The sequence below is a fragment of the Pseudoalteromonas sp. XMcav11-Q genome (assembly GCF_040104525.1).
Lineage (GTDB): Bacteria > Pseudomonadota > Gammaproteobacteria > Enterobacterales > Alteromonadaceae > Pseudoalteromonas.
Map to the genome: position 1 here is coordinate 124,714 of NZ_JBECOX010000011.1, position 12,325 is coordinate 137,038.

At 45.5% G+C, this 12,325-nt stretch carries 10 protein-coding genes; 7 read left to right on the plus strand and 3 right to left on the minus strand.

What is annotated here, in order from left to right:
• Positions 1 to 38: 38 nt before the first annotated feature.
• Positions 39 to 2,540 carry a PilZ domain-containing protein gene (locus ABMY45_RS17300; protein WP_349289231.1) on the minus strand — a complete coding sequence of 834 codons (2,502 nt, stop codon included), beginning with the start codon at positions 2,538 to 2,540 and terminating at the stop codon, positions 39 to 41.
• A gap of 128 nt (positions 2,541 to 2,668) precedes the next feature.
• Between ABMY45_RS17300 and radA the strand changes: the two genes are divergently transcribed.
• The 6 genes from radA (at position 2,669) to ABMY45_RS17330 (ending at position 9,415) form a co-directional block, all read left to right on the plus strand.
• The gene (gene radA, locus ABMY45_RS17305; protein ID WP_010370516.1) at positions 2,669 to 4,039 is read left to right on the plus strand and encodes a DNA repair protein RadA; all 1,371 of its coding nucleotides are present in this window, start codon (positions 2,669 to 2,671) and stop codon (positions 4,037 to 4,039) included.
• Positions 4,040 to 4,054: 15 nt separating this feature from the next.
• Positions 4,055 to 4,978, plus strand: coding sequence for a DUF945 family protein (locus ABMY45_RS17310; RefSeq protein ID WP_349289232.1), 924 nt, complete (start codon positions 4,055 to 4,057; stop codon positions 4,976 to 4,978).
• A 196-nt stretch (positions 4,979 to 5,174) separates the two neighbouring features.
• Entirely contained in the window at positions 5,175 to 5,738 is a 564-nt protein-coding gene (locus ABMY45_RS17315; RefSeq protein WP_174170830.1) for a UPF0149 family protein, read from the plus strand.
• Position 5,739: 1 nt separating this feature from the next.
• On the plus strand, positions 5,740 to 7,050 hold the full coding sequence (pepP, locus tag ABMY45_RS17320; protein WP_174170829.1) for a Xaa-Pro aminopeptidase: 1,311 nt from the start codon (positions 5,740 to 5,742) through the stop codon (positions 7,048 to 7,050).
• 12 nt (positions 7,051 to 7,062) lie between these two features.
• Positions 7,063 to 8,235 (plus strand): 2-octaprenyl-6-methoxyphenyl hydroxylase, encoded by a 1,173-nt coding sequence (ubiH, locus tag ABMY45_RS17325; protein ID WP_235368615.1) that lies wholly within the window; start codon positions 7,063 to 7,065, stop codon positions 8,233 to 8,235.
• Between the two features lie 10 nt (positions 8,236 to 8,245).
• The gene (locus tag ABMY45_RS17330) at positions 8,246 to 9,415 is read left to right on the plus strand and encodes an FAD-dependent monooxygenase (protein ID WP_174170827.1); all 1,170 of its coding nucleotides are present in this window, start codon (positions 8,246 to 8,248) and stop codon (positions 9,413 to 9,415) included.
• A gap of 413 nt (positions 9,416 to 9,828) precedes the next feature.
• Here ABMY45_RS17330 and ABMY45_RS17335 read toward each other — a convergent pair whose 3' ends face one another.
• On the minus strand, positions 9,829 to 10,296 hold the full coding sequence (locus ABMY45_RS17335; RefSeq protein WP_349289233.1) for a transposase: 468 nt from the start codon (positions 10,294 to 10,296) through the stop codon (positions 9,829 to 9,831).
• A 430-nt stretch (positions 10,297 to 10,726) separates the two neighbouring features.
• On the minus strand, positions 10,727 to 11,572 hold the full coding sequence (locus tag ABMY45_RS17340) for a LysR family transcriptional regulator (RefSeq protein ID WP_349289234.1): 846 nt from the start codon (positions 11,570 to 11,572) through the stop codon (positions 10,727 to 10,729).
• Positions 11,573 to 11,701: 129 nt separating this feature from the next.
• Here ABMY45_RS17340 and ABMY45_RS17345 point away from each other — a divergent pair, with 129 nt between their 5' ends.
• A complete protein-coding gene (locus tag ABMY45_RS17345) occupies positions 11,702 to 12,277 on the plus strand; it encodes a hypothetical protein (RefSeq protein ID WP_174170825.1) in 576 nt (191 codons plus the stop codon).
• Positions 12,278 to 12,325: the final 48 nt, after the last annotated feature.

The following is a 12,325-nucleotide window of genomic DNA, read 5'->3' on the forward strand; positions in this document are numbered from 1 at the left end:
TGCTCCATATACCGTAAGCGTATAGGGAGCATTTGAAATCAGTGTTTAAAGTTGGTCTCTAACCAGCGTTTTTTCTGCTCTTCCATTTTGGTAACAAGCGGCGCATCAAAGCCCATGTTTCGAACCACATATTCCGTAACATCTATCAAATCACACACCCCAGTTACTGACCAAAGCGCTTCTTCCAGGTCTTTTGCTTTGTGGATTGCATAGTGGCTTACATAGCGCAGCTCATTAGCAAGGTAATCCATATCTGGGCGGCCGGTTTTTGATACATAAAGCTGATAGACAAAGAGTAGGTCATTGCGCAGTGCTTTTTTAGCATACAAGTACAAACTGTCAATAGACTCATCATGAGCGATAACTTGCGCACCAACCGCCTCATGTTGATTGGTTTGGCTTGGATTGAACTTAATAAACACCAAGTATTTAAGCGGTTTATCTTGTCGCGATTTCGCCTTTAGAATTTCTGTTAGCTTTTCTTCGACGAAACGCTCGGGGAAAATCGCCTTGGCGTCCAAAGTGTTATCGTCATTATCACTAAACGAATGCAATAAGTGGTGAAGGGATGTCGGGTAAAGCCCCTGTCCAATTGCTCCCACCGCATTATGTGAGGTCTCTTTGTGTAAATAAAGTGGAAACTGACAAACGGATTTAGTCACCATGTTACGCAGTGCAAGTGATAGCCCCGGCACCTTTGGTGCTTCATCACAAGCAACTAGCTTGTCTTTATTGCTCTCAATAAGGGCTTTAAAGAACCCCATGGCAGAATGGTCGAGTTGACCTATTTTCTGCACTTTCAAGTTAATGATAGTTTTAGTTTTATTGACCATCATCACTTCATAACGCAAATTCGTTAAATTATGCTGCTTCGTCAATTTTTGTAAATCAACTAAGTCCAAGTGTATCGAGTCACCTTTATTAAGCGGCATTTCTTGACCGCACTCTATTTGTAAACCCATGACAGAAAAATCACGGGTAACGCAGTTGAAAGTGCCTTGACCATCAATATGAACGACGACATTGGTTTTATAAAGATAGCGCCTGTGTGCACGCAAGTTAACGTATTCTAACGCAACCACCTCAAGTGGAGGAGGAGTGGCTGATTTGCCGTGACCGAACTTCTTTAATTGATTAACTAAGCTTTGTTCATAACTCAGACGTTGGAATCGCTCAGTGATAGACGGGTTTCCGATATCTGTCAGTAACATGAGATATTTTACGTCTTGGATAAAGCCTTGCACCCTTGGCGTGGGGCGTTTATTTAGCTTTTCGACATTTTTGCCTGCACTTGCAGGAAGCGAAAGTGGGATAAAGGCGTCTTCATGGTGACTTGGCATCAACTGAACTTTAAACGTGCGCCAGCTGTCTTTTTGGCTGCCAAAGGCAAAAAACAGATCGTTTAGCTGCTGCATTTCTTCCAGCTCAAAGTCAAAGGCTGAGTAAAAGTACATTTTACCTTGACTAGAGTGAGTAAACACATGGCATACCGCTTCTTTTACCGCGCCACAAAGCGTTAGCAGTCGCTGCATTCGTTTTTGGTTGAAGACGGAATATAGGCTTGATTGCTTTCTTTCGTCTTCAAAGTAGTAATTGATGTAAGCGTTATTTTCGTTGGTAAGCACCATGCTTGGATAAAGTTGTTTTTGTTTCTCACTGATGAAAACAAACAAAGAGCAGACCCGTGGTAGATAGTATTGCTCATAGCCCTTACAAACAACGGCGTCCAGAGTGTTGTCGAGATTTATTTTATAACGGCGCTTATTACCGTGAATAAAGCTATTTAAAAAGTCATCAAACCCTTGGTTTTTCTCGATAAATGTACGTTTTAAGCGAACTTGATTATATTCAATCGTACCCGGTTCTACGGCGACGACTTCATACTGAATACCTTCTTTCAAGCCAAGTTCAAAGTCTTGCTCGAGACCCACCAAGCGGATCGAAATGATTTGTCCGGGGTCTACTTGCTGATTGGTCGGTAATTTTATTTTAGCGCCGCTGAGGGAAATATCGGAGGTAGTAGCGGAAACCTTAGGACGATTTTTTGCCAGTTCCACTGTGATCTTAATGGAGTAATTCATGCGCTCTTCAGAGCGACTTTCGTATGACGCGAAACGAACGAGTTTAGTGTAGTTATGATTGACCGCGTCCTTTTCTACCTCTTCTTCGCGTGCTTGGGCCTGCTTTTGCATGACCTTATAATTATTGTCGGTACTCATTACGGATTCGTAAACTGCAAGGGTATAACCCCCGTGTTTAGCGACTTCTCGCTCGAATACCTCAATGGCCAAGTCATCCATAAAATGCTGTTTGCCTTCATATTCATAAGGCTTAACTTGACCTGCGACTTGTCCTCTGAGGTCAATAAATCGTGCCACGGGCTGAGATAGCCGCGACATTTCCATTTTTAATAGAAATTGGTCCGGCTTGGACAGGTCCGCAGTACGTTGCTTAAATATGCGATCAAAAGCCGGATCGCCAAGATCCAGTTTTAAATCCTCAATTAAGCTTTGATATTTTTGTAATCTATCTTCAGGCATAAACAGTTTTACACGCGCTCATTTTATGTGACCAGTTGGGTCACCGCCAATATTATGTCAACATTGGCGCTTTATTAGTTTATTCTTAACCTATTATTGTGTTTAAGCAAGATATATACCTGTAATTTATGGCAAAAAAGAAAACAGCATTTGTATGTAGCGATTGTGGTGCCGAATTCGCGCGTTGGCAAGGCCAATGCTCGGAGTGTAAGGCATGGAATACCGTAACGGAGTTTCGCGTTCCGTCAGCAAAATCGGTCCCTCAAGGCGGTTCAACGTCAGGCTATGCCGGCCTTGTTGAAGCTAAAGTACAAACCTTAGATGAAGTTAACCTAGAGCAGTTACCGCGATTTTCAACTGGCTTTAAAGAGTTTGACCGTGTCCTTGGTGGTGGAGTTGTACCGGGAAGTGCAATATTAATCGGTGGTAGCCCCGGCGCTGGTAAGAGTACGGTGCTGCTGCAAACCATGTGTCGCCTTGCCGAAACCATGAACACTTTGTATGTCACCGGTGAAGAGTCGCTGCAACAAGTTGCCATGCGTGCGACACGATTGGGGCTGCCTACAAATAAGTTAAAAACACTCGCAGAAACCAATGTTGAGACGATTTGCCAGCTCGCACTTCGTGAAAAACCAAGCATTATGGTCATCGATTCGATTCAAGTAATGCATATGAGTGATATTCAATCTGCACCGGGGTCGGTTTCTCAAGTACGTGAAAGCGCGGCCTATTTGACGCGTTTTGCCAAAACCAATCAGGTCGCCATTATCATGGTGGGGCACGTAACTAAAGACGGCACACTTGCCGGCCCTAAGGTGCTGGAGCATTGTATTGACTGCTCTATTTTACTGGAAGGCAGTGCCGACAGCCGCTTTAGAACATTGCGTGGCAATAAAAACCGTTTTGGTGCTGTAAACGAGTTGGGTGTGTTTGCGATGACAAGCCAAGGTCTAAAGGAAGTAAACAATCCTTCGGCCATTTTCTTAAACCGTGGCGAAGCGCAAACACCAGGCTCATTAGTTATGGTCATTTGGGAAGGCACACGGCCACTCCTTGTGGAAGTTCAAGCGCTAGTCGACTATTCACAGCTCGCCAACCCGCGTCGCGTCACTGTTGGTTTGGAACAAAATCGCCTAGCCATGCTACTTGCGGTACTGCATCGTCACGGTGGTTTGCAGGTGTCGGATCAAGATGTGTTTGTAAACGTCGTAGGCGGTGTCAAAGTGACCGAAACCAGTGCTGATTTAGCCTTGATAGCCGCACTGGTTTCAAGCTTTAAAAACCAAACCTTAGACAGGCAGCTGGTGGTATTTGGTGAGGTGGGGTTAGGAGGTGAGATCCGCCCGGTGCCAAGTGGGCAAGAGCGATTGCGTGAAGCATCTAAGCATGGATTTACAAGAGCAATTGTACCAAAAGCAAATAAACCAAAAGAAAATATTGAAGGGATGGAAATTGTTGCCGTCTCTAGCCTCAGCGAAGCGCTTGAGGCACTTTTTTAAATAATGGAGTGAAATATGAATAAGTCCACATTAGCAGTTGCCGTTGTGGTACTAGCGGGCGCAGGGTATGTTGGCGCCAACTATTATGTAAATGAGCAAGTGAAGCAAGAAATCACCAAGCAAATAGAAAACTTCGAACAAGACAGTGGCCTTACGGTGAGTTTTGCAAACAGCTCTGTTGATTTGTTTACCCGTGGTGTAGAAATTACCGACCTAACAATTTCACAAGTCGATGAAAATATTCCCATATTTACCATTGAGAAGTTAAATGTTGTGGGTTACGAGCAAGACAAAATCAGCCCCTATACCGAGCTTGACCTAGTCGGTTTAAAATTAGCAAAAGAAGCTGAAGAGTTTACCCAAGGGATGTCGCCGGAGCTGGTGAATGCAACGTACCATTTGAATACAAGTCTCGCTTATGATGAAGCATCTGGCGCCAGCGAGTTTACATTCGCATCTTCTGCAGAAGGCATTGCAAAGAGCTCTTTTAATGCTGCGTTTGGAAACAGTAAGGCCCTTATGGATGCTTCATTAGCGGCATCAAAAATTCAAAGTGATACACCAAACCTTGAACAAGAGCTTCAAGTGCAGTCGCAAATGATGGCGGCAATGCAATCGCTCGAATTAAAATCGCTGGCTGTTAATATTGACAATGCAGGCAGCTTACCTCAGTTACTTGAGTCTGAAATTGCTCAGCAGGGTATGAGCAAGGCTGACTTTCAGGCGATTGTTGCCCAGCAACTACAAATGATGATGCTACCTGCTGAAATTCAAACGGCTGTGAATGACTTTGCCAATGGAATGGAGTCACTTTCTATATCTGTTTCGATACCACAAAGTCAAAGTATGATGGCTCTGGGGCAGCAATTATCTATGTCTATGGCGCAAAATCCAGAAACACTGTCGGAACTTATCGAGATCAACGCGAGCGGTAAGTAAAGCTAATCCAGCATGGTTAAAGGGATTTTGGGCTTGCTCCTAAATCCCTTCATCTCTCATAAGTCCACTCATTCGCAATATTAGTTTTACCAAATTGGTGAAATCTAAAGCAGCCTTGAGGTTGATCATACAATTCGTTGGAGTTGCAAAGGCTGCGGTGGTAGCATTGGAGTATCAATTGCTTGGGAATGTATTTATGAGCGAATTCAAAGACTACCAGCAAGCTCAATTGCTATTAGAAAAACACGAATTATTTATTGCCCCCGCCGAAGTTCACGGCACCATTTCTGGGCTATTGGCCTGTGGTCTGAATATCGAAGATTCAGAGTATTTAGGGCTATTGAGTGACGTATTTAACGACGGTCAAAAATTTTCAGCGCCAATTAGAGAGTTTTGCATCGATTTATATAAGCAAGTTGCCGAGCACTTCAATGACGGCGAGTTTCAGTTTGAACTGTATTTGCCGCTAGAAGATGAGTCATTACATGACCAAGCTAACGCACTGATTGCTTGGGTATCAGGCTTTTTACTTGGCTTTGGTTTAAAGCAAAAAGATTACGGTAAGTTATCTGCTGATGTTAAAGAAGTGATTAACGATTTTAGCGAAATAACTAAGCTTGATACTGGTTTTGAAGACAGCAATGACGATAAAGAAGCACTGCTCGAAGTGGTAGAATATGTGCGTGTTTCTACACTGCTATGCTTTGCCGAGATGGGTAAAGAACCCCAGTCCGTTAGCACATCAAAGACGATACATTAATATGATAAAAAACAGCGAGTTTGTAGCACGCCGTGCGCGTCTTATTGCGGCATTAGATAACAACGCCGTAGCGATTATTCCTGCGGCCGTAGAGTTAACCCGTAGCCGCGACACTGAATTTCCATTTCGCCAAGATAGCGACTTTTTTTACCTGACTGGATTTAAAGAGCCGGATGCGGTTTTGGTGCTTACGAAAGACAGAGACGGCAATGCGCAGTCTACGCTGTTTTGTCGTAATAAAGATAAGGTTGCTGAGATTTGGCATGGTCGCCGTATGGGCTATGAGCAAGCTAAATCGCAACTTGAACTTGACCAAACCTTTGCGCTGAGTGACTTAGACGACGAGCTATTAAATCTTGTGAATGGTCGCAAGGTATTATTCTACGGACAAGGCACATATAGCGCCTTTGATGATAAGGTTTGGCAGCTACTAAGCACATTGCGTGGTGCACCGAAAAAGGGCTATCGCGCACCTGAGATCATCAAAGATATTCGTCCACTCGTCCATGAAATGCGCTTATTTAAGTCGGATGCTGAAATCGCCATCATGCGCGAAGCGGGCAGGATCAGTGCTGAGGCGCACAAACGCGCCATGCAGTTTGCCAAGCCGGGCGCAACGGAATACCAGCTTGAAGCCGAAATTCATCATCATTACGCAATGAATGGGGCGCGTCACCCAGCCTATGGCACCATTGTTGGCAGCGGCATCAATGCGACGATTTTACACTACACCGACAACTGTGATGCGCTACTGGACGGCGACTTAGTACTGATTGATTCGGGTTGTGAACTTGAAGGCTATGCGGCTGATATAACTCGCACTTTCCCTGTAAACGGCCAGTTTACTGATGCGCAGCGTAAGATTTATGAGTTGGTATTGGCGGCGCAAAAAGCGGCCTTTGGTGAAGTAAAACCGGGTGGTACATTAGTCAAAGCCAATCAAGTGGCGATGACTGTATTGACTCAAGGACTAGTAGATTTAGGTATTCTTGCGGGCGACGTTAATGAACTCGTAGAAGCGCAGGCATGCAAAGCATTCTACATGCATGGTTTAGGTCATTGGCTAGGTCTTGATGTTCACGATGTCGGTGAATACAAGTTAGATGAAGCGGATCGTCCATTCGAACCTGGCATGGTACTTACCATTGAGCCGGGTCTGTATTTTGACGAAGATGCGCAAGTTCCTGATGAGTATAAAGGAATTGGCATTCGTATCGAAGATGATTTGTTGGTCACTGAGTCAGGCTATGAAAACTTAACCGTACTGGTGCCAAAAACCATCGCAGAAATAGAAGCATTAATGAATAACTAGTGGACACTTTGCGTGCAACAGTTTGATGTCGTCGTGGTTGGTGGTGGTATGGCAGGAGCCAGCGCCGCCATCGCCATAAAAAAAGTCTCTCCGCAGGCAAAGATTGCGGTTATTGAAGCCTTTGCGCCCAAAGGTAAGCAGCATCCAAGTTTTGACGACCGTAGTATTGCGCTTGCTGCGCAATCGGTCGCATTTTTGGGCGAGCTAAATCTATTTAATCCCGAGTGGCAGTACGTTGAGCCAATCACACAAGTGAATGTTTCAGACAGAGGTCACTTCGGTAAAGCGTGGATAAACCCTGAAGACTACAACCAAAAAGCGTTAGGCTATGTAGTTGAAGTCAATCCCTATGGTAGCTTTTTACACGAGCAGTTGAGCAATCTTGATATTGCACTGTTTTGCCCAAACCAAGTGGCGCATATACATCAACAACCAGAACAGGTTGAACTGACCCTCGATAATGGTGAGCAATTACAAAGCCGATTATTGGTTGTTGCGGATGGCGCGCAATCTCCCACGCGGGCTAAGCTCAATATTGGCTTTGATAGCATAGGCTACGAGCAAGGCGCATTGATTGCCAATGTGCAAATCGACACGGCTCATGGTGGTCAGGCATTTGAACGCTTTACCGAACATGGCCCGATGGCGCTGCTGCCAATGAGTGATAATCGTTATTCGCTGGTGTGGTGTATGCCAAATGAACACCTTAGCGAGTTTGAAGCGATGACAGCACACGAGTTTTTAGCTGCATTGCAGCAAGCCTTTGGTTATCGCGCCGGGCGCTTTGTGCAAGTGGGTATGAGAGCAAGCTATCCGCTAGTGCTTGGGCGAGTAGAGCAACTCACTCATCATCGCGTGGTGGTGATTGGCAATGCGGCGCATGCCATTCATCCCATTGCAGGACAGGGCTTTAATTTAGGTCTACGAGATATTCAAGTCCTAACCTCACAATGTCAGGCGAACGTGCTTGATGAGTGGGGAAGTTTTCAATTTACGCGTGCTTATCAACTGGCGCGAGCGCAAGATATTAATACGGTGATGACATTAACCGATGCGCTCGTTCGACTATTTTCAAACTCATCAAGAACCTTAGCCTTAGGCCGTAGTTTAGGTCTACTCACCATGGCGCTGTCCAAAACAGCAAGGGCGCCGCTGGCCAAGCAATTGATGGGATATAAAGGATAAAGGAGTTGGCATGCAACAAGTTCAAGTTTGTATTGTTGGTGGTGGATGTGTTGGTTTAACGCTGGCGCTAGGGCTTGCGCAGCAAAATATCTCGGTACTAGTGTTAGACAGTGGTGAAAAGCCAACACCATTGGCACAAGAATACAGCGCACGCGTGAGTGCGATAAGCGCTGCAAGTCAGGCTTTATTTGAGCGCTTGGGCGTGTGGCCTGATATTAAAGCGCAGCGCGCCGCGGCATATACTCGTATGGATGTACGCGATAAAGACAGCTTTGGTAAAATCGCCTTTGATAATGTCTCGTTAGACTTACCTGAGCTTGGTCACATCATTGAAAACGACGCCATTCGCTATGCCTTGTTAACAGCACTTGAAGCACAGCAATCGGCCAAGCTGATGTGGAACACAAAATACCAAAGCTTGCACCAAACAGACACCGATGTGCTGTTAACCTTAGCGACTGGTGAACCTGTGATGGCGAAACTAGTGGTGGCAGCTGATGGCGCACGTTCGGCTATTCGCCAGCAGTTTAATATGCCAATCACGTATTGGGATTATGATCACCATGCGCTGGTTGCAACGATAAAAACCGCAGCGCCACACGATGCAACAGCAAGACAAGTGTTCCTTCCTGATGGGCCGCTGGCCTTTTTGCCGCTTGATGATCCACATACTCATTCAATTGTATGGTCTACCGCACCGGATAAAGCAAAGCAGCTACAAGCCATGCCGGTCGAGGCGTTTAATAAAGCGTTGAGTGCTGCAATTGATATGCAGTGCGGTGTGTGTGAATTGATTAGCGAAAGACATGTTTTTCCATTGACCATGCGTTATGCAAAACAATGGGTGCAAGGGCGGATCGTTTTAATGGGCGACGCGGCACATACCATTCACCCGCTTGCAGGTCTTGGCATGAATTTAGGGCTAAAAGACGCTGCCTATTTGATCACCTTGTTATCAGCACCGCAAGAGCAATTTGCCAGCACACGGATACTGCGCCAATATGAGCGCAGCAGAAAAGCAGATGCTCAAAAGCATATTGCCATGATGCAAGGACTTAAAGAGCTGTTTGAAGGCAATCACCCGTTGAAAAAGCTAGTACGTGGCGTAGGCCTGAGTTTGGTCGACAACCTCGGCCCAATCAAACACCTGTTCGCCAAAGAAGCGATAGGCGGTAAATAAAAAGATCGCCGCGCAAAGCGCCTCCCACAAAGGTTTTATATTGCTGGTGGGAGCGATTTTACATCGCGATCTTTTCCTAAATCAGTATCGCCGCGTAAAGCGGCCCCCACAGAGGTTTTATGCTGCTGGTGGGAGCGGGTTCACCCCGCGATCATTTCAACAATCTCGCCGCGTAAAGCGTCTCCCACAGAGGTTTTATGCTGCTGGTGGGAGCGATTTTACATCGCGATCATTTCAACAATCTCGCCGCGTAAAGCGGCTCCAACAGAGATTTTGTGTTGCTGGTAGGAGCGATTTTACATCGCGATCATTTCAACAATCTCGCCGCGTAAAGCGGCTCCCACAGAGATTTTGTGTTGCTGGTAGGAGCGATTTTACATCGCGATCTTTTCCTAAAACAGGTATCACCAACTTTATAAATCCCCAATCCCATTGCTTAAATAAATACAATTCCAATAAGGATAATCACCAATCTGTTTTACCAACCCTGCCCGAAGCGGGTTTGCAACTATGTATCTTGCTTGGTTTCTTAACATAGTGTTATGCAAAATACAGGTGTCATAAAAACCCTTTTGCCATAGCTGCCGAATATTCATTGTTCTTAGCTTAGTTGCCGTTCTTCCTTTTAAAGACCGAATGGCATCAGACAAAGAACACACATCCATTAGTTGAAACAGGAGATGTAAATGATCTGGCATCAGTGTGTAGGCAATTAATTTGATAAAGTTATCCTGCTCAAGGTGATAAATTTCGCGAATAACAACTTGATTGACTGCGAGGTTATTAAAAACAGCTATTTTGTTTTTACAGCAAATGGTGATTGCATAATATTGACCGGCTGATGAAACTCGGCCTTTCCTTAAACGGCAGCTATGTGGCATGACTCTCTCCTTGAGTTCATTGATAAGTGTTCACGTAAATATAGGACAAGATCGCCGCATAAAGCGGCTCCCACAGAGGTTTTGTGTTGTTGGTAGGAGCGGGCTTACCCGCGATCATTTCAACAATCTCGCCGCGTAAAGCGGCTCCCACAGAGATTTTATGCTGCTGGTAGGAGCGGGTTCACCCCGCGATCATTGCAACAATCTCGCCGCGTAAAGCGGTTCCCACAGAGGTTTTGTGTTGCTGGTGGGAGCGGCTTCACCCCGCGATCATTGCAACAATCTCGCCGCGTAAAGCGGCTCCCACAGAGATTTTATATTGCTGGTAGGAGCGGGTTCACCCCGCGATCATTGCAACAATCTCGCCGCATAAAGCGGCTCCCACAAGGGTTTTGTGTTGTTGGTAGGAGCGGGCTTACCCCGCGATATTTTAACCTAACCTCAATGCAATAAACTCTGCGAGTTTATCTACGGCGTGGGCGGATTCTTGGGTGTTTTTGACAAGGCTGATACCGATTTGGCCGAGTTCGGGTAATATTTGGGTTTGGGTCTGATAAGGCAGCTCTGCTGGCACGGTGCTTTTGGCTAGCACAGTGATCCCGAGTCCCTCTTTTATAGCGGCGGTAAGGCCAGTTAAGTCGGCGTTGCTATATACGATACGGTATTGTAATCCAGCTTGTTGCAACGCCTCGATAGCGCGGCGGCGATAAATACAGCCCTCCGGCGCGGTGACTAAAGTGACAACCGAATGCTGCGCAAGCGATAAATCGCCAACCCAGACCAGTTGGTCTTGCATAAACACCGGGTACTTGGATGAGCTAAGCTCTTCATTGAGCGCTAGCACCAAATCAAACTGGTCTTGCCTTACTACAGAAAGTAAGTGTTTACTCAATCTTGATTTAACTTCCAGCGCCACATCAGGATATAAAGAAACGAAATCGCCAATAATCGAGGGTAAGATCCTCGCTGCAAATTCGCTGGGAATGCCCAAACGCACTCGGCCTGTCACACTCTCAGAGGTAAATTGTTGAATAATTGCATCGTTCTGCTGCAACATTTGTTTGGCTAGGGGCAAAAGTAGCTCACCATATTGATTCAATACCTGTCTTTGGCCCTGCTTTTTAAACAGCTTGCAACCTAGCATGTCTTCTAAACGTTTGATTTGCAAGCTAACAGCTGGCTGAGATAAGCCAAGCAACTCACCGGCCTTGGCAAAGCCACCGACATCAACCACAGTGACCAACGTTCTTAATCCATCAATTGATAAGTTTTTCATATAAGGAAATGCAATTTATAAAACCCAAGTACATTAATATTATTTATCAATTGATAAGTAAATACAATTTGTTGTTGAGTTTGCGCATCCTTATACTTTTGCTCATCGAAATTTCACTAAGGTAGTGCCATGAGCGTCACGCCAATTATCTTTGCAAAGCACCGTCAGGGCAGTGTTCCGGCGCAAAACCATTACATGCCAACTGATGCTGTTGTTGTACTCGATTTCAGCGGCTTTGAGACCACGCCTTTCTTAAGCCAAATTCTTGCACTTAACTTGAATAAGTTAATGGCACCTGGCTTAGGTTTTCAAGGCAAACTAGACAGTGGCGAAAATTTCGCCGTGTACTATTTTAGTGAAACGGCTTACCGTTTTGTTGCAAGTGAAAGTGCAGCCGCTGAGCTGGCAACACTGATTGATAGCCATGCCGACGAGTTTGATATTGAACTGGTTCGCCGTCATGATTTAGTTGCCGCCACCATAAGCGGTGAGCTTGCGTTTGAGCGTTTAGTCAGTGACTTTACGTTAACGCCAGGCCTTAGGATCTCAGATAAAAATGCCTGCTATGGCAAGCAAAGCGGTGAAGTATTTATTACGACCTTGCTGGTGGACGAACAGCAACAGTATCAGTTGATTGCGCAAGCTGCTGTGTTAGATAAGTGGCAAACGACGCTCACTGACGCTGGTTTTAAACTCGTTTCATAAATTCCGTGCAGTTATCGTAAGCGCGATAACAATAACCCCCTCAGCGCC